This window comes from Neobacillus sp. B4I6 (genome assembly GCF_050434045.1).
In the GTDB taxonomy this organism is placed as follows: domain Bacteria; phylum Bacillota; class Bacilli; order Bacillales; family Cytobacillaceae; genus Neobacillus.
In genome coordinates, this window is the sequence record NZ_JBNPWB010000002.1 from 1737003 (window position 1) to 1763518 (window position 26516).

The 26516-nt window shown below is 37.7% G+C and carries 26 protein-coding genes and 1 pseudogene; 5 read left to right on the forward strand and 22 right to left on the reverse strand.

Annotated elements, in window-relative coordinates:
- Positions 1-60: 60 nt before the first annotated feature.
- From QF028_RS10680 to QF028_RS10705, 6 genes and pseudogenes are all read right to left on the reverse strand, one after another.
- A pseudogene (locus QF028_RS10680) lies at positions 61-360 on the reverse strand (transketolase); the annotation flags it as partial.
- A 22-nt stretch (positions 361-382) separates the two neighbouring features.
- Positions 383-1885 (reverse strand): glucose-6-phosphate dehydrogenase, encoded by a 1503-nt coding sequence (zwf, locus tag QF028_RS10685; RefSeq protein WP_429465240.1) that lies wholly within the window; start codon positions 1883-1885, stop codon positions 383-385.
- A 40-nt stretch (positions 1886-1925) separates the two neighbouring features.
- A complete protein-coding gene (rpiA, locus tag QF028_RS10690) occupies positions 1926-2594 on the reverse strand; it encodes a ribose-5-phosphate isomerase RpiA (protein ID WP_429465242.1) in 669 nt (222 codons plus the stop codon).
- Between the two features lie 41 nt (positions 2595-2635).
- Positions 2636-2770, reverse strand: a complete 135-nt coding sequence (locus tag QF028_RS10695) for a BA3454 family stress response protein (protein ID WP_429465244.1) — start codon at positions 2768-2770, stop codon at positions 2636-2638.
- A gap of 386 nt (positions 2771-3156) precedes the next feature.
- Entirely contained in the window at positions 3157-3978 is an 822-nt protein-coding gene (locus tag QF028_RS10700; RefSeq protein ID WP_429465246.1) for a DUF4405 domain-containing protein, read from the reverse strand.
- 186 nt (positions 3979-4164) lie between these two features.
- Entirely contained in the window at positions 4165-5598 is a 1434-nt protein-coding gene (locus QF028_RS10705; protein WP_429465248.1) for an MDR family MFS transporter, read from the reverse strand.
- Positions 5599-5868: 270 nt separating this feature from the next.
- Between QF028_RS10705 and QF028_RS10710 the strand changes: the two genes are divergently transcribed.
- Positions 5869-6120: a DUF2533 family protein gene (locus QF028_RS10710; protein WP_429465250.1), complete on the forward strand. Its 252-nt coding sequence runs from the start codon at positions 5869-5871 to the stop codon at positions 6118-6120.
- Between the two features lie 58 nt (positions 6121-6178).
- On the opposite strand, the gene QF028_RS10715 is transcribed toward QF028_RS10710, so the two are convergent.
- The 3 genes from QF028_RS10715 to QF028_RS10725 all read right to left on the reverse strand — a co-directional run bounded on the left by QF028_RS10715 (position 6179) and on the right by QF028_RS10725 (position 8049).
- Positions 6179-6670: an aminodeoxychorismate lyase gene (locus tag QF028_RS10715; protein WP_429465251.1), complete on the reverse strand. Its 492-nt coding sequence runs from the start codon at positions 6668-6670 to the stop codon at positions 6179-6181.
- Entirely contained in the window at positions 6660-7043 is a 384-nt protein-coding gene (locus tag QF028_RS10720) for a hypothetical protein (RefSeq protein ID WP_410886326.1), read from the reverse strand. Before QF028_RS10720 ends, QF028_RS10715 begins: the two co-directional genes overlap by 11 nt.
- A gap of 202 nt (positions 7044-7245) precedes the next feature.
- Positions 7246-8049 carry an RDD family protein gene (locus QF028_RS10725; RefSeq protein ID WP_215004339.1) on the reverse strand — a complete coding sequence of 268 codons (804 nt, stop codon included), beginning with the start codon at positions 8047-8049 and terminating at the stop codon, positions 7246-7248.
- 115 nt (positions 8050-8164) lie between these two features.
- Here QF028_RS10725 and QF028_RS10730 point away from each other — a divergent pair, with 115 nt between their 5' ends.
- Positions 8165-9136: a stage II sporulation protein M gene (locus QF028_RS10730; RefSeq protein WP_429465254.1), complete on the forward strand. Its 972-nt coding sequence runs from the start codon at positions 8165-8167 to the stop codon at positions 9134-9136.
- On the opposite strand, the gene QF028_RS10735 is transcribed toward QF028_RS10730, so the two are convergent.
- The 5 genes from QF028_RS10735 to QF028_RS10755 are packed head-to-tail and all read right to left on the reverse strand — an operon-like array spanning position 9117 to position 14052.
- The gene (locus tag QF028_RS10735; protein WP_429465256.1) at positions 9117-10475 is read right to left on the reverse strand and encodes a DUF58 domain-containing protein; all 1359 of its coding nucleotides are present in this window, start codon (positions 10473-10475) and stop codon (positions 9117-9119) included. The two genes, QF028_RS10730 and QF028_RS10735, sit on opposite strands and share 20 nt — an antisense overlap.
- Positions 10426-11355, reverse strand: a complete 930-nt coding sequence (locus QF028_RS10740) for an AAA family ATPase (protein ID WP_410886334.1) — start codon at positions 11353-11355, stop codon at positions 10426-10428. Before QF028_RS10740 ends, QF028_RS10735 begins: the two co-directional genes overlap by 50 nt.
- Positions 11352-12473, reverse strand: coding sequence for a DUF4350 domain-containing protein (locus QF028_RS10745; RefSeq protein ID WP_429465258.1), 1122 nt, complete (start codon positions 12471-12473; stop codon positions 11352-11354). Before QF028_RS10745 ends, QF028_RS10740 begins: the two co-directional genes overlap by 4 nt.
- Complete coding sequence (locus QF028_RS10750) at positions 12470-13108, reverse strand: DUF4129 domain-containing protein (protein WP_429465260.1); 639 nt, start codon at positions 13106-13108, stop codon at positions 12470-12472. The genes QF028_RS10745 and QF028_RS10750 overlap by 4 nt, the downstream gene beginning before the upstream one ends.
- Positions 13109-13134: 26 nt before the next feature.
- Complete coding sequence (locus QF028_RS10755) at positions 13135-14052, reverse strand: hypothetical protein (RefSeq protein WP_429465262.1); 918 nt, start codon at positions 14050-14052, stop codon at positions 13135-13137.
- Positions 14053-14287: 235 nt separating this feature from the next.
- On the opposite strand from QF028_RS10755, the gene QF028_RS10760 reads away from it, so the two are divergent.
- Positions 14288-15832 carry a glycosyltransferase family 2 protein gene (locus QF028_RS10760; protein WP_429465264.1) on the forward strand — a complete coding sequence of 515 codons (1545 nt, stop codon included), beginning with the start codon at positions 14288-14290 and terminating at the stop codon, positions 15830-15832.
- A gap of 104 nt (positions 15833-15936) precedes the next feature.
- On the opposite strand, the gene pepF is transcribed toward QF028_RS10760, so the two are convergent.
- Positions 15937-17724 (reverse strand): oligoendopeptidase F, encoded by a 1788-nt coding sequence (gene pepF, locus QF028_RS10765; protein ID WP_429465266.1) that lies wholly within the window; start codon positions 17722-17724, stop codon positions 15937-15939.
- A 151-nt stretch (positions 17725-17875) separates the two neighbouring features.
- Entirely contained in the window at positions 17876-18835 is a 960-nt protein-coding gene (locus QF028_RS10770; protein WP_429465268.1) for a rhodanese-related sulfurtransferase, read from the reverse strand.
- Between the two features lie 202 nt (positions 18836-19037).
- Here QF028_RS10770 and QF028_RS10775 point away from each other — a divergent pair, with 202 nt between their 5' ends.
- Positions 19038-20210: a glycosyl hydrolase family 18 protein gene (locus QF028_RS10775; protein ID WP_429465270.1), complete on the forward strand. Its 1173-nt coding sequence runs from the start codon at positions 19038-19040 to the stop codon at positions 20208-20210.
- Between the two features lie 140 nt (positions 20211-20350).
- Here QF028_RS10775 and QF028_RS10780 read toward each other — a convergent pair whose 3' ends face one another.
- The 3 genes from QF028_RS10780 to QF028_RS10790 form a co-directional block, all read right to left on the reverse strand.
- Positions 20351-21472, reverse strand: a complete 1122-nt coding sequence (locus QF028_RS10780) for a D-alanyl-D-alanine carboxypeptidase family protein (protein WP_429465272.1) — start codon at positions 21470-21472, stop codon at positions 20351-20353.
- 360 nt (positions 21473-21832) lie between these two features.
- Positions 21833-22711 (reverse strand): RsiV family protein, encoded by an 879-nt coding sequence (locus QF028_RS10785; protein ID WP_429465274.1) that lies wholly within the window; start codon positions 22709-22711, stop codon positions 21833-21835.
- Position 22712: 1 nt separating this feature from the next.
- Positions 22713-23219, reverse strand: a complete 507-nt coding sequence (locus tag QF028_RS10790) for an RNA polymerase sigma factor (RefSeq protein ID WP_429465276.1) — start codon at positions 23217-23219, stop codon at positions 22713-22715.
- A 719-nt stretch (positions 23220-23938) separates the two neighbouring features.
- Here QF028_RS10790 and QF028_RS10795 point away from each other — a divergent pair.
- Positions 23939-24334, forward strand: a complete 396-nt coding sequence (locus QF028_RS10795) for a hypothetical protein (protein ID WP_429465278.1) — start codon at positions 23939-23941, stop codon at positions 24332-24334.
- A 68-nt stretch (positions 24335-24402) separates the two neighbouring features.
- Here QF028_RS10795 and QF028_RS10800 read toward each other — a convergent pair whose 3' ends face one another.
- From QF028_RS10800 to QF028_RS10810, 3 genes are read right to left on the reverse strand one after another with little or no spacing between them, the layout of a single operon-like run.
- A complete protein-coding gene (locus QF028_RS10800; RefSeq protein ID WP_429465280.1) occupies positions 24403-25179 on the reverse strand; it encodes a DODA-type extradiol aromatic ring-opening family dioxygenase in 777 nt (258 codons plus the stop codon).
- 16 nt (positions 25180-25195) lie between these two features.
- Positions 25196-25636 (reverse strand): DoxX family protein, encoded by a 441-nt coding sequence (locus QF028_RS10805; RefSeq protein WP_429465282.1) that lies wholly within the window; start codon positions 25634-25636, stop codon positions 25196-25198.
- Positions 25637-25660: 24 nt separating this feature from the next.
- Positions 25661-26314 carry an alpha/beta hydrolase gene (locus QF028_RS10810; RefSeq protein ID WP_429465284.1) on the reverse strand — a complete coding sequence of 218 codons (654 nt, stop codon included), beginning with the start codon at positions 26312-26314 and terminating at the stop codon, positions 25661-25663.
- Between the last annotated feature and the right edge of the window lie 202 nt (positions 26315-26516).

Sequence of the window (26516 nt, forward strand, 5' to 3'; positions counted from 1 at the left end):
ATCTACCTAAGAATGTTGTAAGACACTTTTCGCAATACGTACTACATTATCAGCGGTATCCGGAGTTCTGCTATTTAATTTTCGAAAGTTTTTCAAATCATCAATTGTGACAGCATAGCCAGCTAAATGAAGCATGCTATACAGCAAACTGGATCCATGTCCTGCAGATAAAACGAATCGGTCGCGGTTAAACCATTTTGGGTTTTCAGGGTTGTGATTAAGATGTTTTGCCCATAATGTATACGTCATTGGTGCTGCCCCCATTGGGAGACCTGGATGACCTGAATTAGCTGCATTAATCGCATCAATAGAAAGCGTTCGAATCGTAGTTACTGATAAATTATCAATGTTTTGAGACATCATTTTTTCCCTCCAGATTAACTTAGATGTGTAGTACAGTGTCCTTGTTTTCTTGAAGCTTTTCATCAAGCCACCATTTAAAACCATTTTCCAATAGCAAGGAATCAGAAGCTGCAGGACCATATGAACCTGACTGATATTTATGGAGCGGAACTATATTTCCCTCAAATGCATTAAGAATTGGCTGTACCCATTCCCATGACAATTCAACTTCTTTCCAATGAGCAAAGAAGGTAGAATCCCCGTTAACAGCATCATAGATAAGTCTTTCATACGCTTCAGGTACTCCCAATCCTATTTGATCATTTGAAAAATTAATTCTAATAGGAGTAACCTTTCCATTTTTTAATGGGTTTTTGCTGTTTAATTGGAAGGAGATATTTTCATTAGGATTAATTTCAATAATTAATAAATTAGGATCGATTTGATTATTTTTATATGGTTGGTTTTCCTTATTTTTAAATTCGATGACAATCCGCGTTGATTTTTCCTTCATTCTTTTTCCTGTACGAATGTAAAAGGGAACTCCAGTCCATGATGGATGATCAATCCACAAACGGGCAGCGACAAATGTATCAGTCGTGGAAAAAGGATTTACTCCAGGCTCTTCTATATAACTTGGAACTTTTTGATCATTTACCTCTCCTGAAATGTATTGGCCGCGGACAATATCGTATGGGACATCTTCTTCTTTTACGGGCCGAAGTGACTCCATGACCTTCCGCTTTTCATGTCTAATTTCCGCTGCGTTAATTTTTTCAGGCTTATCCATGGCTGTCATCATCAAAATTTGCAGCATATGGTTTTGAACCATATCACGGATTGCTCCAGCTTGGTCGTAATAACCCGCTCTCTTCTCAACCCCAACGGTTTCACTCGCAGTTATCTGGACATTTGCAATATGGTCTTTATTCCATACCGACTGTAGAATGGGGTTTGCGAAAGCCAAGGCTTCCAGGTTCTGAACCATTGGTTTGCCTAAGTAATGGTCGATTCGGTAAATTTCCTCTTCCTCAAAAGCACGGCTGAGTTTTTTATTGAGTTCGCGTGCAGATTTGAGGTCATGACCAAAAGGCTTTTCTATGATTAAACGTTTCCAGCCGGCTGCCTGACCAAGGCCGCTATTTTTTATGTTTAGGGCAATCGTGTCAAAAAATTCTGGTGCCACTGAAAGATAAAACATACGGTTTTCTTCTAAATCAAGATCTTCTTCACGCTGCTTCACTAATTGAAGTAGTTGTTGATAATCTTCTTTACGGGTTACATCCAATCTACTGTAGCGGAAGTATTCTAAAAATTCCCCCATATTTGCTGCCTCATGTTCTAGGCGGCGTGAAAAGTCTAATATAGAGTCTTTCACTTTTTCTTGGAAATCTGAATGAGAAAGGTCCCCTCTACCGAGCCCAATAATAGATATGGACTGTGGTAACTTTTGATCAACATACAAGTTGTATATAGCTGGGAAAATCTTTCTCTTTGCTAAATCCCCAGTTGCTCCAAATAAGACAAAGGTCATTGATTCCATTATTAATCCCCCAAGTTCGTATTCTGATTTCTCCCATTTTCTAGCTTCGGACTTTCGTTGCAAGCTTTTTATCTTTAATAGTAATAACAATATCTGCCATTCCTACAAATAATCCGTTATCAACTACACCTGGTATGAGGTTCAGGTTTTTCTCTAACTCTCTTGGATGTGTAATTTCTTGAAAACTGCTGTCTATAATAAAATTACCGTTATCTGTTAGATAAGGGGTCCCATCCTTTTGTCTCAGCTTCGGACTGCCTCCAAGTTCCCTGATATGTTTTACTGTCATTTCGTATCCAAATGGGACCACTTCTATTGGCAATGGAAAAGTTCCTAATGTATCTACATTTTTATCAGAGTCGGCAACGACAATGAAAGTTTCAGCTGCTGTAGCGATGATTTTCTCTCTTAAAAGAGCGCCGCCGCCTCCTTTAATGAGATTTAACTCAGGATCTACCTGATCTGCTCCATCAATTGCGACATCAATTTGCTCAATCTCATCTAACGAAACAAGTGGAATACCAAGTTCTAACGCTAATTGTTTCGTATGTTCCGAAGTCGGAACTCCTTTAATGGAAAGTCCCTGCTGGACTAACTGACCGAGCTTAGTGATGGTATAAAATACAGTAGAACCTGTACCGAGTCCAACCACCATGCCGTCTTTCACATATTCTACAGCTTTTTCTCCTACTTCTTTCTTTTCATTCAAGGCTTTATCTCCCTTCAACTAAAGTTGGGATTTCTCCACTATTAATTTGTCCATTGTTTTACAACTTGTTCCCATGCCAGCTGCAAGATTTGTGTTTCAGGAGTGTCCTTTCTTGCAATGATATTCGTTTGGTAATTCCTTCCCTTAAAATTAAGTTTTACAGTTACTTCGATCATAGTCTTCATTTCCTAATCATTTTATTATTTGTGAATTATTAAGGTTATCTTTATTAACCTAGGTAACTTTATGTAACCATAATATATCTTAATGTCGAATGTCGTCCAGTAAAGTATCTCAAATTAAAGATACTTTTTAATACCACTCTGCCAATTCCTTATTAAATAGGCAATGTTAAACTGACTGTTGATTCCCGCTCCAATTAATTTTGAAGTACCTCATTTGCTCATTTTCTATTTGTTCAAGGCATTCTTGCTTAGGTTGATGATAAACAATCATGTGTACTTTAACTTTTTTAATTAAAAAAAGGCGATGCCTTCATAAAGCATCGCCCTGTTTGTATTGAAGGAAATCACTAAATTTCACAAATGTACTTTATAAGCAATCATGATACTTGTGGTTTAAAATCTCTTGATTTACGCTTATTCCTTAAGATTCTCTTTTCCAGATAATAAGTAGGAATTATGATTGCTGCCCAAATCACAAAATAGTTAAGAACAACAAGAAACGGGTTACTGCTACCTCCATGTCCATCTTTTCCATGAATTTTTCCCTCACGAAAATCTCCGTTAGGCGGTCCTTGAAGTGTATTTGTTGTATTCCCTGTGTTCACATTTGATGACTGCCCACTTTGTTGCATTTGTTCCTGCTTAAAATCAACAGTATTTGAAGAAGCGGTTGAGGAAAACCATTGAATCCCACCTGCCAAAATGGCGATTGATAGAATCACTGATACAAGAACACCCTTCCTAAGTTTTCCTTCTTTCGACTTAAAAGCCTTTTTGCAAATACCCAATACCCATTGCCAATTTACAGCAATATGAAGACCAACGAATGCAAGTGTTGCATCAGCAGAGAAACCGTGGATACCTCGAATCGAGTGACCCTCTTGAACTGCGAAACTTGGAAGAACTACTCTCGAAATTAATATACCAGTTATAATGACAGTAGCCATTGAAATTAATAGCAGTATATTGATCAGATAACTAAATCGAGTTTTTTTAGGGAGTTTGGGGTCCAATATCTTTTTGGTTGTATTTACGACCCAGCGATAGTTCAATCCAATGTGTATAAGAATAGCTACTCCTATTATCAGACCAGCGATTTCATGAAACGGTAAACCGTTTAATACTCTCGGATTCATTAGCAGCACAAACGTAATAGCCATCATCAAATCCAGTATAATTTTTGTATAATTCTTTTTCATATAATAAATACCTCCAAATTCAACATTAACCTTAACTGGTTCCCATTTTATTTGGATAACCTTAAGAAAACCTTAAGTTCTTAAGGTAGAAAACAAAGAAACAACAACGGACCCTTCTAGTAAAACTGTAATTAGTGAAAGTCCCAGTTAACTGAAAAGGGAGCCCCTAGGCTCCCTTTTTGAACATTAATGGATCGAATTCATCGACGCATGTTTGACGACAACGCGGCGGATGAAGAACGCCATAGCAAGACCGATTAGCGTAACGGTCAACGTGAACAAGAACACGTTCTGTGAGCCGAACGTCATCGCGTTAGCCATCTCAGACTGTTTCGTTGGCGTTGGGGAGTTGTGCAAATACTTATCCATACCGCTTGTAAGGATGATAATGGCAATCGCTGTTCCAATTGCTCCTGCGACCTGCTGAAGCGTGTTCATGACTGCCGTACCATGTGGGTAAAGCTCCGGTGGCAGCTCGTTCAGCCCGTTAGTCTGCGCCGGCATCCAAACCATTGAGATACCGACCATTAATCCGATATGCAACGAGACGATAAAAGCAATCGAAGATGCAGACGATATGTCGGAAAGAAACCATATCGATATCGCGACGACGATGAGACCTGGAATAACCAGCCACTTTGGCCCATATTTATCAAACAAACTCCCCATGCGCGGCGACAGGATACCGTTCAACGCGCTGCCCGGCAACAGCATAAGTCCAGCGGCAAACGGTGACAGGCTCATTCCATTCTGAAGAAACATTGGCAGAATAATCATGCTAGACAATATGATCATCATCGATGACAGTACCAAAAGCAGCCCCACGTTGTACATCGGGTACTTGAAGACGCGCAAGTTCATCATAGGTTCACGCATAACCGTCTGCCGCCGCGTGAACAACACGAGTGCGACTAGCCCGATGATAATTGAAGTGACCACGACCGGGCTGGTCCAGCCTTCGGTGCCTTCTCCTGCCTTGCTGAAGCCGAAGACGACGCCACCGAAGCCGATCGTTGATAATGCAACTGATAATATATCAATGCGAGGTTTCGTCACCTCTGTGACGTTTTCCAAATACTTCAACCCTACCAAAAGACCTATCACCAAAAATGGCAGTGATAGCCAAAATATATAATGCCATGTTAAGTATTCAATTAGGAGACCAGCTACAGTCGGGCCGGTCGCCGGTGCGAACATGATGACAAGTCCGACAAAACCCATCGCCGCCCCACGTTTCTCAGGTGGATACACGACGAGGATCGTATTGAACATGAGCGGAATCAACAGGCCCATTCCGACCGCCTGTAAAACACGAGCGACCATAAGAATTTCGAAATTGAATGCGAGCGCCGCAATTAAAGTGCCGACAATCAAGCTCGTTAGAGAACCAGTAAACAATTGCCTTGTCGTAAACCATTGTAGCAGTAACCCAGTCATCGGCATCAGAATGCCGAGTGTAAGTAAGAACCCTGTTGTCAGCCACTGTGCGGTTGCAGCTGAAATTTGGAACACATCCATTAAATTACTAATCGCAATGTTGAGCGCCGTCTCGCTGAACATGCCAACGAAACCGCAGATAAGCAGCGACGCCATAATAGCTCGCGTATTGTATTGTTTCATTTTCGACTCCACTTCCCTCTACTAAAATGTACATCTAAATCTTTATAAAGATTATTTTCGATTTTAACATTAACATATCCTTAATAAAACTGATTTATCTCCCTCCGTCTTCGGGTTTGTTCACTCCCACGTTTCGATGCTGACTTTCGATGTGAGTCTAATATTTTACCATACTTCTCTCCTGGAGCTTCAACATAAAATCTTATTGAACAGATAAAAATTATCAATTATGGTATGATTGTATAAGTTAATTATTTAAGGAGTGAAATCATGAGTGTACATAAAGATTTAATTAAACACGCGTCAAATCAACATGAAACCTATCAAAAATTCTTAGCGCTCGATCAACAACGCGAACAATTTATCGAAGAAGCGATTGAGTTATGTAAACAAGGCAAACCTTTTTCAACCGATAAAATCAATGCAGTCACCAATAGTATTAATAAAATCAACCTACGCTTTATTCCAACGAGGCAAACCGTTACGGGTGAAATGGTCCAGGAATTCGTGAAAAAAAACTAATAATAAATAAAGAACGGACAGAATCGTTAGATCCTGTCCGTCTTTGTTATATAGATGGTTACTTTTTAAAAATAGTCGCGATGACTTGATCATAGGTCATTTCTGTATCGACTGTGAATGTACCCGGACGCAAATTTTTCTCGACACCTTTTTTCTCTACATCTCTTGAGAATTTAAAATCATCAGGTACGATTTTTGCTTTTTCAAGCATTCTACCGACATCGATGCTGGTCATCCCTTGTGTTACTGAAATAACTGCTCGATAGACGATCTTTTTAGAATTATTATTGGCTGAAGCCGCTGTAGCCGCTTTTTTAGTTGCTTCTATTGTCTTATCATAGTCTGCCTTCGGTTGAACAATATACCCAGCTGTTAAAAGCTTATCTTTCATCTCTGCTTCAGTTGGTTGAACGACTGTTTTCTGCTCGCTTTTGGTCGGTTTGGGAGCTGCTTTTGTGACTGCAGGATCTTCAGTGAAGTAAACAGCACCACAAATGGTCGAAGCTAGAAGAATTCCGGCCGCAAAGCTGCTCACTACATTAAATTTCATTTGCTAATTTGCTCCTTTCATCCTTTGCTGCTAGATAAGGTGCAAGGAATTGGTTAATTTCACTCTCTGAAACTTGTTTTTTCTGAGCAATGGTTTCAATCGAATATTTGCGTTTATATAAATCTAGTACTTCACGCTTAAATATCATTTCTTCTGGAGTCAGTTGAACGCCTGCTTCCTTTGTGACCACTTCTATATCAAGTTCCAAATTGCGAATTTGCTCGTGCACGTTATTGATATCCTTCATTACAGCCACATGAACCATATCAATTTCCTTATGTTTTTGTTTTTCTAAGTTGCGATTCGATATAATTGAAACGATTAGCAACACAGCTGATATCGCAATCAACAGAATTATTGTCCATTCCATCATATTAGTTTCCTCCTTTTTTACATAGCAATCCACAATTCCCTATTATACATCCTAAATATAAATATTTCGATTAAAAGCGACTAAATAAGACACAAGTCGGATGGATTTGACAAATCGAACCTCCTTTTCTATAAAATTACTACACGAAAAAAAGCAATGCAGGTACGAATGCATTACTTTTTCCGTGGTTTTATATTCATTCTCACAGTTCAAACTCCCATTCATCCTTTAGAATTAAATAAAGGACAAGAAGGGTGTTTTCGAGATCAGAAGTTTTTTCCCCTGCCGGATCCAGTCCGATTTTCGGAAATAACAGTAAGGCGATTTGTTCCGTTAGTTGTTTTCTTTCAACTAATGGGATTTGCTGAAAACGGCTGGCATATGTACTGACGAGCTTCCAATCCTTTATTCCCAATGATTTCAGCGTCCATTCATCAATAGTGAGATCTTCCTTGGTAAGCCCTCTGTTGTTGATTTCTTCTTCGAGAGGTGATTGTTTCTTATTCCGTTTTACCTTGCGCTCATGAACGACAATCGTCCCAGCGACAAGATCGCCGAGCCGTTTATGTTTAGAATGGAAAAAGATCATAATAATACCTAGAAAATAAGCTGTCGGCAAGGAATCAATGATTCGGATCAGATTCCGGATAAAGCTGGAAAGCAACGTGATGCTATGACCGTTTTCCTGAATGACCCGGATTCCCATTAACTTCTTCCCAAGCGTTCTCCCCCCCGAGAAAAACTCAAACGCAAAAAAGTAGCCCCAATTAACGAGAAACAACATGATAATCGTTATTGCAATAGGCAGTGAATTCCCGATCAAAACAAATTCCATTTTTGACATCCCGTCCAGTATGAAAAAAAGGACAATCAAGGACAAAATGTTAAAAGCCATTAATAATAACTGGTCAATGATAAAGGCTGCAGACCTGCTGCCTAAACCAGCGATTTGAAACTGAATCGACACGAATTCGGGTGTTTTTATATCTACATGATCTTCATTCATAAGCTTCCCCCTGTCACATGGTTGATTATTTTTATTTCTATTTTTCTACAATATTACTATAATAAGGAGAATAAATACAAAATTAATACATAGCCCCATTAAAGTAGGTGTCAGGATGAATGTAAAACAATTTGTAAAAATACATCGTGAAGAATGGAAACAGCTCGAACAGTTAATCACAACGATAAGCAAGCACAGAAATAATATAACAGGTGACCGAATCACTCAATACCATTGTCTCTATCAAAAGGCGGCCCAACATCTTTCCTACAGTCAAACTTATTTTCCTAATGATGAAGTCACCCAATATTTGAACGGACTTGTAGCTAAATCACATAATCTATTGTATAAAGACCAGGTATCAAGCTTCAAACAAATCCGTCATTTTTTTAGTGAAAAATTTATTGGGCTCTTATTAGAGCAATGGAAATTTGTCATGTTTGCAATGATCTTATTTATGATTGGTGCTTTGGGGAGCTTTCTTTCAGTCATGAATGACCCTCTGCATATCTATTCCATACTCCCAGCGGAAATCGCTAAAGGTGTAGACCCGGAACAACTTGGGAAGGGCCATGATGCGGTGGACTCATCCCTCATGTCGGCAAGCATTATGACAAATAATATCAAGGTCGCGATCTTTGCTTTTGCCGGTGGTATTACATTTGGGCTTGTGACCGTTTATTTGATGGTCTACAATGGCATCATCATTGGTGCGCTCGCTGCCCTATTTTGGCATCACAGTAAATCGTATGACTTTTGGGCATTTATTGTTCCCCATGGGATGATTGAGCTAACAGCCATATTTATTGCCGGGGGAGCTGGTCTTTTAATGGGCTATAAGCTGTTTGTCCCAGGGCATTATTCAAGGAGTTTTCAATTAAAGCAGCAAGCGATGCGCTCCGTTCAACTTCTGCTTGGAACGATTCCTTTGTTTGTTATTGCTGGCATCATTGAAGGGTTTATCACACCAGCAGATATTTCATTAGAAGCAAAGTATAGTGTTGCTTTCTTAACGGTAATCGGGTTGCTCCTTTATATTGTGATTGGAAAGCTAAAACTTACAAAGGTTATAAAAGATTCTGATTGATAATGTCAATATAATGCGAAACAGCTGTAATCGCCAACTTTTCCTCACGGGCCTCAATCATTTGGAGGCCTTGTTTTTCCCATTTGATTTTTTCTCTTTTCTTAACAAGAATTTGCTGCTGTGCAATACTTTTTCGCATCGCTGCTTGGACCGTATTCGGCTCCTCTTTGACTCTTCTTAAAAGTGTCTGATCCTCAATTCCAATCATTAAAAATAAATGCCGTTGTCTTAGACGTCTTAATAGCATAAGATCACTTTCCTCATGAAGAAAGGTACGGACATCACTAAATAATAGGAGCAGACTTCGTTTCTTTTGAACCATTTCTAAATATTGCAGGATGGCTGCATAATTAGACTCAGCTGCATCCACTTTTAATGAATAGATTGCTTGAAGGATGGTCTGTAGATGGGCTATCCCTTTGGCAGGGGGCACAAAGACTTTTATGTCCTTTGAAAAGGCAAGTACCGACACATAATCTCCCTTTTGGAGTGCTGCCGCTGTAACGGTTAATGCAGCTTCTAATGCTTTTTCTAAGCGATTCCCCTTCAATAATTCTGCCCCCATCATTCTTCCGCAATCCATTAAGATCGTAATATACTTTCCATGCTCCGGTTCATATTCATTCGTCATCACTTCACGAAGCTTCGCTGTTTGGCGCCAGTTGATTTTACGCGGATCATCCCCGACGACATAATTTCTAATCTTGGAAAATTCGCCAACTCCACTTCGCTGTCTCCGAATCTTTAACCCTTCGTAAACCAAATACTTCTGTGCATTTTCTAAATACTGTTTGGTCTCGGTTAAATCAGGAATGACTTTCACAGAATCCGCTAATTCCACGGTCACTTGCTTTTCCCACAAACCTAGCAAACTCGCATATCGAAAATAAAGCTTCTTGATTTCATATTTTCCCCGCATCAACGCACTCGTACTATACGAAATCTCGACCGTTGATTCCTTAGATATTGATCCAATGATAGGAAACGGCCTTTCAAAGGTCTGCGGCAAACCATCGACCATGCGGTATGAAAAAGGATAAGGAGAGTCATTCTGAACCTCAATCTTTACTGTATATGAAATTCCTCTTTCAAACTCTTCCGCCATCAATCGTTGAAAGAAGAGTTGCTTCTTTTTTGGCGAAAAAAACAAATCCACTAGACTGATGAAAAGTACAATGATATTTGCAGAAATAACGAAACCCCAAGGAATTTCCCAGATCGTACCGAGACCTAAACCTAAAGATAGGATTAGGAAAACAAGCAGTAATCGTTTAGTTGGTAAAATCCCTCTATCTTGGAACAGGAACCGAGCCCACCAGCTCTTCAATGATTTGGTCAACGGTTGCTCCCTCCAATTCTACATGCGGGGATAACTGAATGCGATGGCGCAGGGCCGGTTTGGCGACTAATTTGATATCGTCTGGCGTCACATAATCCCGTCCGGAAAGGTAGGCCCATGCTTGTGCTGCTTTTCCTATCGATATTCCGGCTCGGGTACTGGCACCAAATCGGATGGCATCTGCATCACGCGTTTTTCTGACAACTTTCATCATGTAATCTAATACATTCTCACTAACAGTAACTTTTTCAATTTCTTTTCTAATCCTTAAAAAATCTTCCATTTCTAAGATGGGTGAAACAACCTTTTCGTCAAAGCTGTTTTCAATTACTTGTTTTAAGACATTTTTCTCGTCCTCATAGCTTGGAAATTCAATTCTCAGTTTAAAAAGGAATCGATCCTGTTGTGCTTCTGGGAGCGGGTAGGTACCTTCAAATTCAATCGGATTTTGAGTGGCGACCACAAAAAACACCTCGGGTAACGGATACGTTTCACCTTGAATCGTCACCTGTTTTTCTTCCATTGCTTCTAAAAGGGCAGCCTGGGTCTTTGCAGGTGTCCGATTTATTTCATCAGCTAAAAGGATATTTGTAAAAATTGGTCCCTTTAACGTTTGAAAAGTGTTTTCCTTCATATTGTAAATCGTGCTTCCGGTAATATCACTTGGCAATAAGTCAGGTGTAAACTGGATCCGGTTAAAGGTACCTCCTAAAAGATTAGCTAGAGTACGTACCATTTGAGTTTTTCCGGTGCCAGGCACTCCTTCTAGAAGGACATGCCCCCCTGCTAAAATAGCGGATAAAAGGAGTCTTAAATTTAGACTCTGACCTAAAATCCTCTCTTCATATTTTTCCAAAAAGGATGTTAATTCTGTTTTCATTCTTCAACCTCTCTCCTTAGCAGCTCAAGCTTTTTCGACCATAATAAGTATTCCTGTTTTGTGATTTTTTCTTTTTCGAGGATGTTTACTAACCCTAAAAGAAAAGGTCTAATCTCATTTGCAGGCACTTTAGTCCATTTTCTTTCAAAATAACTCGATAAATCCTTCCATTCCCGATTATATGGAATTTGCCATCGTTCCTGGAGAAGCAGTTTGACATAGTCTGCTTGGATGATTATTGAATCACGATAGCGTTTGCCGCGGAGAAACCAGGCAGCAACTGCTTGGATTCCCTCATCACTAAAACGAACCGACTCTTCCCTTGGGACGAAAATAGGTCCGAAACGCTTTCCCTTTGACCATAACCAGAGAATCATTAATAGTCCCCCTTGCAAAACAAGGAGTAAAAACCACATCGGGTACACATTCAAAAAAGTAGACGCATTTTCTCCACCATGAATGTATTCATCAAACAGAATCTTGTCCGTGGACCCTTCATTGATCAGATAGAGAAGAAGTCGTAAATGGTCTTTTTTTAATAGATCTCCATTTGTCATCCACCCAGGGGTTATCGCCACAATTAATTGACCATTTCCATATAATTGTTTAACTGCAATGGGACCAGCCTCATCATATATTAATACTTCCTCTTCCTTCTTGGTCTGCAAACGGATGACTGAATCGATTTGAGCACGGTAAGAAGTATGACCTTGAGTGTAAACCTTCATTGTTTCTTCTGTATCAACTGATACTGTTTTTACGTCAAACATCCCTTGTGGATCGTTTTGTAATAACAAGATGGTGTTTCCGGCCTTCATAAAATTGATATAAGCGTTCATTTCTTCCTTTTCAGGAATAAAAGCGGGTTCAGCCATAACTAGTAATTGGTGGTCAGCTGTTGCTTTTAGTAAATCTGGTGATTGACTCCAGATTTCCCCTGCTTTATCTTTTTTTACATATGTATAAAATGCCTTCACTCCAGTCGGCGAAGGTGAATCAGTAACATATGCTGGGAAAACTTGCGGTTTAGGTGAATAGCTAAAATAGCTGAAGACTAGAAATAAACTGAGCATGATCACCAGCCCGATCCAAGTGCGTATTTTGGAAAGAGATTTCATAAAATATTCTCCTCCCCTGTATCGCCAAGTACTTTTCTTGCTTCATTATGAAACTGGGAGTATTCTTCTTTCTGTACGTTGCGTTCCCCATAGGTCACTTCCTCAAAGAAGTGTGCAAGCTTAAAAAAGAGTTCTGCCTTTTGTAAATCTACTTTCCTTAGTTCATCATAATATTCCCAATTCGTTTTCCAAATTCTAGCCTCCAGCAATCCCTTTTCATGAAAGTAAAGAAGCAGTGCTAAAAACAAATGGCGGGTGGAAAGTGTATATGCTCCTAACGCCTCTTGTTTTTCTGCCTCTTCCAGATGTTTTTGATACGTCCAATTCATTTCCTTCATCGATTGAAGCGGCTTTTGTTTGCGAAGGAGCCGAGTTCGGCGAGTATGACGGATGAGAAAAAAAGTAGATAAAGCTAACAGGCTGATGATAATCACTATGATTGAAATAAGAATCGGACCTGAAGCTCCGCTTGCTGAATCGATGGCAGGAAACAATTTTTCGAGCTGTGCTGCGATCCAGTCTTTGGCATGATCCCACCATGTTGCAATGAAACCCTTTGATTCGTAATAAACTGTATATTCTTTTGTTTTTAATATTTCTTCAAGGTCATCGCGTGCCTTGTTTGCATCTAACATAATCATCACCTAACATAATAGGTTTTTTATTGTACAGTCTTATAGTCTTCTAGCATCTCTTTGATATCATCCGCATCGTGTCTTGTTTTTAAATCAATATACATAACCCCATAGCCCACGGAGAAAATCATTGTCGTAACTAAAGTGACAAGGTTTGAAATCAAGGTTAATAACACACTATTACCTAAAACCATTCCAAACGTTACTTGGACACCAAAGCTGATACTTGAAATAATAAAATAAAACACGATATAGAGACCCATCAACACCCATGTACGCTTTTTTGACAATCTCCAGCTTCTTCCTAAACCTGGTGAATCTTTATCCAGCACGACAGAGCCAAAATAAAAGCTCCAGCGGGTTAATAATAGTCCAATTCCAAGGGCAAACCCCAGAAATAGGACAACTCCTAAAAGGATCCCTAAAACCGGATTCACTGTCGTTGCAACCACACCACCGGTGACACCGACGATCGCGAGTGGAATAATGATAATCCCCATGGTAATAAGAAAGAATAAGATACTGCTGCCAATCATCGGCCAAAATCGTGAAAAGGCTTGTTTAATTACGGAACCGACGGTATATTCTTCATTTTTTCGAACATGATTGATAGTAAATAGGATCGCTGCCTCCGCAACAGGTGCCAAAATGGCGCTAATCAAGCCCACTACGATTAATCCGATGTCTGCGCTTAAACTGCTGGAATCGAAGGTCCCTGATTCTTCAAAGCTCGTAAGTATTTGCTCAAACCAAGCACCATCGCTGCCAACCTCTCGAAAAAAGCTGGTTCCAGCCATGAGCTGGAGTATCGCTTGAAGCAAGTAAACCGGTCCCATGAAAATCAGTAAAATCATAAAAAAGTCCTTAAAGTGATTTTTTGTTAAATGAAAAGTATGATCGAGTATTTCTCCAAAACCTTTTGGGCTAGAAAACTTTTTATCCACAGGTAATATCCTCCTAGAATCATTATCAATAAGAATTATTTTAACATTATTCAGATATATTTAGTGTAAAAAGTTGCCAAAGAACGTTATTTATGGACTGCTTCCAAAGTAATTTTACGTAGGAGATCTGTTTTTCGAATAATATTGTAATTTTGTCAAAGAATAAATATAGTTTTGCTTTTTACATATTAATTAAAGTAAGAAAAAAGAGGGACAGAAAGTTGAGGTATAAAACATGCTATGGAAATGGAAACAAAAGCAGCAAATAATGAATTATAACGCTGAAGGATATTATATCGTTGATCAAAAATTAAACACCCAGCGGAATCCCACATTAGTTTCTGTCATTACCCCCGTTTATAATGCTGAAAAATATCTGAGAAAAACGATTAACTCTGTCCTAAATCAATCCCTTGGCATGGAAAATTTGGAATATATATTAATCGATGATGGTTCTACCGATTCCTCAAGAGATATTTTATTAGAATACTCTTCAAAATTTGATAACATCATTGTCGTTTTTCTTAAGAGAAATACTGGTACACCTGGCCGTCCGCGTAATATCGGTATTCAATTGGCTAGCTCCAAATATATGACTTTTTTAGATGCCGATGATTGGCTTGAACCCAATGGACTCGAAGTATTATCGACCATTTTAGAGGAAACAAGTGATGATTATGCAGTTGGGAAAACCATTCAGATTCAAGCAAAAGGTAAGTCAATTATTATCGGAGAGCATGAATCATGTAAAGAAAGAAGAAGTGAATCACCATTTTCGATCCCACATATCTTTCATCATTTAGGACCTAGGGCACGAATGATAAAAACGAGTGTAATAAAGGACAATCAGATTTTTTTTCCTGAAATGAAATTTGCTGAAGACAAACAATTTTTCATTGACGTTTTAACGCATTGTCAGTCAATTTCCACGACGCAACATCCAATTTATTATTTGAATCGAATCGATAATCAAAACACTCGTTTGTCAAATCAAACCAACATTATCCAAAAGACAAATTGTAATCTTAAAGTGATTAACCATATTATCAACAAAAATTTAGAAATAGAAAAAAAGAAGATGGTTTTAAATCGATTATATGAATTTGATTCAATTACGAGATTTTTCACTACACCTCATTTTCAAAAAACAAGGCTTAAGCGCGTCTACTACTATAAGTTTAATCAAGTGTTAAAAACAACGAAAAAGTTAAATTATGAGTTTTCAGGGGAATTCTTTCAGCCAATGAACAAAGTCGTATATAACTTGTACACTGATCGAAAATATAAGCAACTTGAGAACCTTTTTGCGTGGGATAAGAATGAAAAAATAAAGGATGTTATCATTAAAGATAATCTTCCCTATGTTGTTGTCCCCTTTCTAGAAGACCCATACAAATATATAAGAATTCCAATGCATTCGACATTTGAAGAAGAATATGTTGATAAGAATAAATATTATCTTAAATTTAAGGTATTTGGTGATCATCTGGATTCACTTACACATGGACTGATTCGTGATACAAACAATGGCCTGCTTGAATCTTCCCTGCCTGTGAACGTTGATGAGAGTGGGAATGGGATATTAGAGCTGGATTTAGAATTACTAAACCAATATCCGTCATCAAATTATGCTATCTTTCTACGTTTCAATGATTATTTAAAAATTAATATCAGAAAACAGATTCAAAGTAAGAACCAATATCAATATAAGAATCGTGATTTTACTTTTTACAATACCACCTACTCGAACGTTGGCTTAAAAATATCTTCCATAAAATAAAGGGACAGTGGTTACTGTCCCTTTAAACTTTATTATTAAGCACTAGAAAAAGACCCATGTTGTCTCCATTAGGAAGAACATGGGTTTTTTTGGAGTAGTTATTTTTACAATCGCGAGAATTCTTCTACTAATTCACCGAACCGTTTCATTGAATTTTCAATTGGATATGGAGTAGTTAGGTCGACGCCGGTCTTTTTTAACAGTTCAAGCGGATAATCCGAACTACCGCTCTTTAAGAATTCCAAATAGGAAGTTAGCGTTTCTTGGTCGCCTTCAAGAATCTTAGTCGCCAAATGAATCGCAGATGCAAATCCTGTGGCATACTTGTAAACATAAAATGGGCGGTAGAAATGAGGGATTCTTGACCATCCAAATTTTACTTCCTCATCAAAGACAACCTCATCCCCGTTGTATTCCCGGAATAGTGTCTCATAGGTTTGATTAAATACTTCCACATTTAAAGGCAGCCCCTTTTCAGCCATTTCATGGGTCTTCATCTCAAACTCGGCAAACATGACTTGTGTGAAAAATGTCCCCTTAAATTGATCGATAAAATGATTAACTAAATGTTTTCGAACATCAGGATCTTTCTCATTGTTTAGTAAATAGTTAATTAACAGAACTTCATTGACGGTTGATGCCACTTCTGCAACGAATATACTGTACCGAGCGGTAATTTGCGGCTGGAACTGCGAACTCCACCGGCTGTGGACACCATGCCCGCATTCATGTACCAATGTGAATAAACTGTCCAAATCATCCTGATGATTTAAAAGGATATAGGGATGGACCCCATAGACACCAAGATTGTAGGCACCTGACCGCTTCCCGGGTGTTTCTCTGACATCTAGATAACGAGCGTTTTTAAACTCCTTCAGGATATTGATGTAATCCTCTCCGAGTGGAGCTAAAGCCTTACACATCGTGTCATAGGCTTCATCATATGAAATCACCTGTTTAACTCCACTGATAAGCGGGACACTCATATCATATTGACGTAGTTCATCTAGCTCCAACTTTTCCTTGCGGATGCGTGAATATTGATGGAGCGGACCGATATTTTGTTTGGTTGTTTTGATTAGATTCTCATAGACCTCTTTTGGTACCTTATCCCCAAATAATGCCTTTTCTAATGCAGAAGGATATTGACGGATTTTAGCAGTTGTCACATTATTTTTAATGGCGGCGGATAGGGTGGCGGCAATCGAATTTTTCAATTGCAAGTATGGTTGATAATACGCCTTATAGGCCTCTCTTCGCTTTTCACGATCTTTTTCTTCGATTAATTTTGAATACATGCCCCTTGTTAATTCCACCCGTTCCCCGTTATCACTGGTTACTTCCCCAAACTTAATATCAGCGTTATTCATCATTCCAAAGATATTTCCTGGGGCCGAGAGTGCTTCACCTAGTTGTGAGAGAACTGCTTCCTGTTCCTTGGTTAATACATGCTGCTTGTATCGAAACGACTCCCATAAATCCTCTGCAAAGTATTCTAGCTCCTTTTCTGCTGATATGTATGCTTTTAATGTTTCTTCATCCAGGCTTAATAAATAAGGCATAAAGAAAGAGGTAGCAGCACTAACCTTAACACTCAGTTGTTTTGCTCTGTCCAAGTGGGACTGTGCCTGGGTATCCCTTGTATTTTCATCTACACTCAACATGGCATAGGCATAAACTTTGTTGAATAGAAAAGATAACTCTTCTCTTTGCTTAAGATATTGGTAAAGTGAGTGTCCGTCTTGAATCGTTCCATCATAATGTTTTAGGTTAGCTGCCATCTTTTCAATTAGCAGGTAATCTTCTTCCCATTTCTTGATATCCGAATAGATATCAGTTAAGTTCCACTTTTCATGTGCTGGGACTTCTTTTCGGTTTGTATAGGTTACCATTTGTCCAATCCGCTCCTCTCAATGTAAAAAATTACAATCAGCTTATACTCTCTATCATAATAAATCTATTCTTAAATTCCTATTCGCAAACCTTAAAAAAGAAGAACAAAAAAAGCAGGCCATTAATTTTGACCTACTTCTTAAATAATACTTATAGGGTTAATTCTTTCTCAATCACCGCTAATCTTTCTTTTACCTCATCTTCGCTTAAACCGTGCTGTGCAACATAACGGTTGCGTGGATGAACCCGGCACTCATGAGAACAGCTTCGTAAGTGTTTGTGCTCGTTTTCTTCAGAGCAAAGGATTTTTCGATTACATGCTGGGTTGGCACAATTTACGTAGCGCTCGCAAGGCTCACCAGTGTAATAATCCTTCCCAACAATTACATGCTCTTTTTGGTTAACAGGAACACTTATTCGCTCATCAAAGACATAGAGCTGACCATCCCATAAATCCCCTTTAACTTCTGGGTCTTTTCCGTAGGTAACAATTCCGCCCTCTAGTTGCGATACATCCTCAAAGCCTTCTTTCAATAACCAGCCTGAGAATTTTTCACAACGAATGCCACCCGTACAATAGGTAAGAATCTTTTTGCCTTCAAACTCCTGCTTATTTTCTCTTATCCATTGTGGGAGGTCACGGAAGTTAAGAATATCCGGTCTTACAGCCCCTCTAAAGTGACCTAAATCATATTCATAATCATTTCTGGCATCGATGACAACCGTATCTTCCTTTTGCATTTCCGCAAAAAATTCTTTTGGTTTCAAATGCTTACCGGTTTGCAAATTGGGGTTCACGTCATCTTCCAAACGCAAAGTAACAAGCTCCGGTCTAAACCGTACCTTCATTTTTTTGAAAGCATGCTCGGACACTTCGTCAATTTTAAAAATAGTTCCTGCAAAAAGTGGATGCTCATCCATATATTTCATGTAAGCGTCAGTTTGTTCAATGGTGCCTGACACCGTTCCGTTAATTCCTTCCGCCGCAATGATAATTCGACCCTTGAGACCTAGTTCATTACAGTAGTGAAGATGTTCCTGGGTCACTTCTTCAGGATTCTCTATTGAGACATATTTATAATACAATAACACTCTATAGTCTTGATTCATGTTTACCACCTTACAATTTTATATATATTAAATACTTAGTTTTTAACATTAACCTTATAATTATAGCAAAAACCATCAAATAAATTCAAATTATTTTACTCTCCGAAGGCTGCTGTACCTACATAGGTTGATATTACCAACCGTTCTTCCTCGTTTTTTCTGTTACAATTTTTTATATGAGAAATAATTAGGAGGAATATCTATGAATAAACGTCATCTCCTCCTTGGTCTGGTAATTGCGGTGACCTTCATTGGAGGAATACTAACTGGAGTCATTTTCACTAAAAATAATGAAAAGCAAGATCGTCCCAATACGCTAATATTAGAAGATGCACCTAAATCGGCCATTAAGCCAAATTCAAAAGAACTCCCTAAATTGAAGAAGGCATCCTCAAAGGTGCTGATCGGCTATGTTCAGGATTTTCGTGATCCAAACATGGTTGATTATTCCAAATTAACACATGTCATTTTCTCCTTTGTTCATCCTACTAAGGATGGAGGAATTTTATTTAATGGTGATCCAGCTTTAAAAAACCTTAGAGCTGTTGTTAAAAATGCAAAAAAGCATGACACGAAGGTGATGCTGGCGATTGGTGGATGGTACCACATCAAGGGCGGAGAATCCTATAATTATTTTAAACCGGCGATTTCTGATCCTAAATCTAGAGCAAAGCTAGTTAAAGAGCTTACTAATATTGCAGTCCGTGAAAAGCTGGATGGGATTGATATCGATTTTGAACACCCTCGTTCAACAGAGGATGCACAAAATCTCTCTGCTTTTGCGAAAGAGTTAAGTGCCCAGCTTCATCCAAAAAAGAAAGAGCTATCCATTGCTGTTTATTCAAAGATTCATGCGGTGACGTTAACGGAAGTAGCCTTTATTCAGTATGATCCAACTATGTTCAAAACGGTAGACCATGTTAATATTATGGCGTATGATGGTCAGTATGACGGCAGTTACAATGCCGCAAATTTATCGCCCTATCCCTATACAGAGAAAATCGTAAACTATTGGACGAACCTATTTGAAACTCAGAAACTTTCAAAGGAAAAATTAGTATTGGGCGTCCCGTCTTACGCCACACCGGAAGATCCTAAAATCAAACAGGTATCCTTTTCGGCAATAATTAACAATAATCCTGCCAATGCTGGAAAGGACACTGTTCAGATGAATGGTACGACCTATCATTATAATGGCGGTGTTACGATGATAAAAAAAACACGTCTGGCCCTCGATCACGGCTTTGGCGGCATGATGATGTGGGAAATTGGTCATGATGCACAAGGGTCACATAGTCTGACAGGGACAATTTTTACAGAATTAAAGAATTCAAGTAAAGAACCAGTAAAATACTATACAGCAAAAGGATATTAAATATAAAAGGCTGTTCATTGGGTAAGCTGTTCTCTTTTGGAGTACCCTCAGCTATAAAAACATATATAAACGCAATGCATTTCGAATAAAAAATCGCATTGCGTTTTTTATTGATAAATTATCGATTGAAAGGACTTTTTTTATGAACCTTGTTTTACCAATAGTCCCTTGTGGAACTCTTCTAATGTGATTCCCTGTTTCATTATATCTGTTGCGACAACTTTTTCGACATATCGAAGATGCCATGGTTCATATTGATACCCAGTTATGGATTCTTTTCCTTTTGGGTACCGAATAATGAACCCATATTCTGCTACATGAAGTTGCAACCATTTCGCTTCTTTTGTGTTCTGAAAACAAGATGTTGCTGCACATGTTGCACTACTGTTTCCCACGTCAATTGCGAGTCCGGTTTGATGTTCACTTGTGCCAGGGATAGCACTATACATACGAGCTTTTTCATACCCCTCTTGTTTTATGTATGATTCAAATAACGAAACTTGTGTCTTGTACGAACGGTAACCAGAAACGCCAACAATCGTGTACCCTGCTTTTTTTGCGTCACGCACTAATGATTGAATGGCGACGGCCGCTTCTTTTCGTAATTTCTTTTTTTCTGTGCTATTCGTAAACGGAAACGAGATTCCTGAATCGATTAAGTTTTTCGGCACAAAATTTACCGGCAATTTGTTCTGTTTATTAATTAATACGGCAAGATCATCCGGTTTTGCCACCACAGGAATCACTTTTTCTTCCCATTGTTCCTTTTTCATGATTTTCACGTACTGACTGCTTACATACGCTTTTTTCTCTTTATAGAGGATTTGGTACCATCCTGTCCCTATTACACTTTTTACGTCAACTCGTTCGCCTTCTTTGATAACCCCTAAAATAGCGTATTTGGTGGAAGGTCCTGTTCGTACATTTAAATTAGCGGTTGATGCATATTTTTTTTCTTCCGATTGTTCTTTTATCATGATTTTCACGAACTGACTGCTTACATACGCTTTTTTCTCTTTATAAAGGATTTGGTACCATCCTGTTCCTGCTGCACTCTTTACGTCTACTCGTTCACCTTTTTTGATAACCCCTAAAATGGCGTATTTCGTAGAAGGCCCTGTTCGTACATTCAAATTAGCGGTTGTTGCATAGTCTTTTTCTACTGCGAGTGCTTTTTGAATAAAGGACGTTTCACTAAAACCGGCGTACGATAGAATAAAAACAATGAATAATAAAGAAAACTTCTTTTTAAATTGTTGCATCCCTAATTCTCCCCTTTTGTAGTCTATATTGTTGTCTCTCCATACCTAGACGTACCAAAGGATGAGAAAAGTTTGCAATAAATGAGTAATATTTCAATTCTTTAACTCTGTTTCGGAAATCCCTTTTTTTTTTTTTCAAAAATGAACCTTCTATTAAGCCGAAAATATACAATTTTTGAATAAATTACTTGAATATTTTCGACTTATATAATTAGTTCCCTATTCAACGACAGGTTCTTAAAGAATTTTTAAATGAACCGAAGCCCTTTAACGATTAGTAAGAAACATGAATAAGGGAAAAAGGCAGTTAATAATGAGTAAAGCGCCCTTTTCCCTTATTAAATTTAAATACCAATATTTTTACTTTATATACTCACTACCTACTAAGTCATCAGAAAGTAATTCCGTAGGAATAATAAATTCTACAACCCCCATATACCCGGGTGCCACCTCATATTTATCAAAGGAAATAACTAATTTGTTATCCTGGTTTATATAAAAGTTATGGTTTGCTGTTATTTTTTCAAACGGGTCTGGAGGATTTTCCACTCCTGCATCAAGGATCCAGTATACCTTAGTTTTATCTTCCTTCATTTGCTGTTTCATTTGATCTTTAATATTTTCACTAATAGTTTCTATGTAATTTTGATTTTTAAATAAAATAGGTAATGTTAATATCACTTGTTTTTTCTTATCAATTGTATCGTATTTAAATGTGGTTGAAGAAGATCCTACAGTATTTACGACATATCTGCCTATAGACAATATTTTTTCATTGTCTGTCTTTACTACATAGCCGCTTTCCACTCCAATATGGCCATCTCCTTGTTTCTTCAAGGATTCCACTTCTTGCATAAATTCTTGATAAAGCTGTTTGTTCTCTTTTAAATATTTTTCATTTAGGCTTTTTTCCAAATCTTTATCCTTTAAATTCGAAATACCGGGCACTTTTATGTTTGCATGATGTTTTACATCGTCCACCTTAAATTCTACGAAAGTCATGACATTAATTACATTCCCAATCACTGGAACATCTGATAAACTTTTAGCCAGTACTGGATTGGTATTTAATACTACCATTAGTAGTGCAGCAGCAGCTCCTGAGCCGACAAGTATTTTTATAGGTGTTCTGTTCTTTTTGCGAGGACTATTTAAAGCTTTATTAACTACATCATCGAGTTCTGCTGGAATTTCTATATCCATATATTTAGATTTTAACCTTTCTAGATTTTTATCCATTCTATCTCTCCTCTAATAACTTGGTTTGTTCCATCTGAATTCTTAACATAGATAATGCTCTATATAATCGAGTTTTTATAGTATTTTGATTTTCCTTCAATATCTCAGCAATTTCCTCAATTTTCAAATCCTCAAAATAGCGAAGTACTATCACTGTTCGAAACTTTTCTGGCAAATCGTCTAAACATCTTTCAAGATCAATATCCTGATAGACATCATGATTTCCATTACTATAAAGCTCCAGAGTTGCATCATCCATCACATTGACTCTTCTGTGTTTTCTTAAGAAGTCCAAAGATTTATTAACAACAATCCTATAAAACCAGCTTTTTAGTTTCTGTTCTTCTTTTAGATTGCCAAGTGATAAAAGCGCCTTATGAATAGATTCCTGTACAATATCTAATGCATCATCTTTATTCTTCACATAACTAAAAGCTAACCTATAAAAATTCTCCTTATTTTCTATGATCAATTGAACAAGCGCTTGTTCTTTATTAAGATTCTTCATAGCTGTAGAGCTCCTTTTTGATACGTATCCTTTACTGTTACAAAAGAAAGACTCGTGAGCACAGCAAAAAGTTTGTTACATGCTTATTATTCTTCTTATGAGTGCAAATTTATTTAATAAATAAACATTTATTGAATATTTCAAATAAAAATTAATATCATTGGTTTTATTGTCACTTTCACTGAGATGCTCGCATGTTCCCAAACCCCATTATAAAGTCTACTCTCAAGCATTATTTTCTGTAATGCTTTAACTTTTATTTTGAATATTTTAATAGGCTACATGCTAACGTGTAAGTCTTTTTTGTTTAGAAGTGATATATAAAAAAGGTCCTTCCTTAGAAGAACCTTACCTTTTCTTGTACAACTATCCTGCCCCTTTAGTGCAATAAAAAAAAGTGTCAATACTGATACTGACCTTAATCCAGTCAACCCTAATCCATAGACTTATTAATTATCGCTCTCCTCTTTTTTTTAACGAATGAGCAGGGTCTTTTTAAGTTTTGTCATTTTTCTAATCTTGAAGAAACTTATTTTCATGGTAGACAACCATGCCGCGCTGAGGCACCATCAAATGAATGAAAATGGTTCTTAATCCCATTTTGACACGAAATTGTAATAAATATTGGTATTTGTCGTATATTTTTCCAAACTTTTTGAAGGAGATTGTCGAAAAAGAGAGAATCAAGTTAAGGAGGTTAAATAAAGGAGGAAATAGATATGAAGAAATTGCTAACAGTTTTATGTGGAATCATTATTGCATTATCATTGTTTGTTACTACTGGGAATACGGCAAAAGCAGCACCGAAACCAAGTCTACCATCACCAGAGGGAGACCATGAATGCGGTTGCGTTGTTTCAACAGTTTTAGGAGCTGAAAAGAATAAAATTATTGCTGATTTATTAAGTAGTCAAGAGTTTAAGAACGCAAAACAATTAATAACAAATGAAGGATATAGCTGGAGAGGAATAGATAACATCGAAGTAGAGGTCAATCATTCCCAGGGTGATGCAGTATTAATCGTTGTCCCTTTTTATACACAAGATGGATCTATTGAGATTGCGTTTTTTATTAATGGGATTTTAATGAATCCTTTCTCGTTTGATAATTATTAATTAACAAGGTAAATAAAAAAATCCTTCCAATCTCGGAAGGATTTTTAATTTAATACACTAAACTCAGCTCACCCAAACTGCCAAACACTATGACTGAGGTTTCCATATCGAAAACTGCGATGCAGCAATGTAGCTTTTTGACTATCGTCGGCTGCTCCCATCGCATAGAAAATCGGAATGAAGTGTTCATTGCCATAACGAGGTACAGCATATTCAGCATTTGGAGCAAGTGAATCATACTTAAATAAGGAATCCAAATCCCAATTATTCAGATGGGTTGCCAACCAATCATCAAACTCAAGTGCCCATTGATCGACATCGTTATCTGCCCATTTCACTGCTCTGAGATTATGCACGGTTCCCCCACTCGCAATAATTAAAATATCATTGGCTCTTAATGCAGATAAACTCTTCCCGATTTTATATTGTTCTTCTGGTTTAAGTTTTGGATTGACGGACATCGAAATAACCGGAATATCGGCATTAGGATAAAGTAGACGAAGAACCACCCATGCTCCATGGTCAAGTCCGCGTTTCGTTTCAACTTCGAATGGTACACCGTTTTCTGTGAACAAATCTTTAATTTCTTGAGAAATCTGTTGATTACCCTGAGCTGGATATTTGATCCGGTATAATTCCGGGTCAAATCCACCGAAATCATAAATGGTGTCATAGTTGTCGACCTGACTTACTTTTTGCATAGATGATTCCCAATGGGCCGAAAACAAGATTATCGCTTTTGGGTTGGGCAGCGTTTGCCCAAGATGATTTAGAAACTGCGTATATTCATTATTCTCAATCGCTAATAGCGGTGCTCCATGAGCAATAAAAAAAGATGGCAACATATTGCTTCCCCCCTATTTAGTTATTATAACTTTTCGAAGAAGATTTAGTTTCTTCCTTTTGACTTTTGAAAATAAGTTGATCCAACGCAAACATTTTACTTCCATTAGTCGCAATAAACACAGCCATTGCCAATAAAGCTAAATCTAATTCATAACCAGCCATTTGTCCATTCCCTAAAAAGCCTATAGCTAGTTTCACTTTGATTGTTGCACCAATCATTAACAAAGCCAATAAAGCTGAAACGATTCTACTGCCTAAACCTAAAACTAATGCAGCCCCACCGATCATTTCTACTGAAGCAACAACATATGCTAAGGCTCCTGGTAACCCGATACTGTCAAACCAGCCAACGATATTTTCAATTCCGCCTTGGAATTTAACGAACCCATGAACAAAGAACGTAATTCCTAACATAACTCTTAAAATTAATGTACTAGCTTCGAATTTATTTAACATTTTTCATTTCCCCTTAGTTGTTTTTTAAGATTCTACTTTTTCCAATAACCAGTTCATAAAATCCTTGTGGTTTTCCAATGAAACTGTATGTCCTTCTTGATAAGTCTTAAAGGTGACATCTGCCCCCAACTCATGAAAATACTCATTATTTGCCAAACCCCATTCGAATGGAAGAACCTGATCCATCTCGCCATGGGAAATAAATAACGATAGTTTATCGACTGGCTTTATGTTGTATTCTTCTTTTACAAAAGCAGGAATGTAGCCACTTAATGCAATAATGCCCTTGATTCGATTTCCCAGTGTTAATCCTAGGGTCATCGATAGGATTGCCCCCTGGCTGAAGCCAAGTAAGAACAATTGACTCTCATCAATAGGGTATTCGCTGCATGCATAATCAATAAAGGTAGTAAGTTTACTGATTCCTTCATCGAACACTTCTCGATGTGGTTTTCCATATCCTTGAATCGTAAAATACGCAAATCCTGGTGGTTGTGGAAGATGCCCGCGAACACTGAAAATGTAAAAGCGATCTTCTAGTCCATTAACTAATGACAGCATATTCTGCTCATTACTGCCGATTCCGTGCATTAGAAATAATGCAGGATATGTTTTACCTGGTTCCGTTTGTGTTGGTTTACGAAGTTCATAAATCATCGGTGAATTCAATTTCCTCATCCCTTCTATTGCGAATAATTTATTACACTCCTAATATCATTAGTGTGGCTGATTATGTGAATACTTCGCTTATCTCTTTTGTTTTTATATATGAACTTTTGTTGTTTATAGGATAACAATTTATCACTTAGATTGTCAATTATTTTTTCTCTAATATATAAATATGTTTTTTATTAGTAAACAATAAAGCGATATTATATAA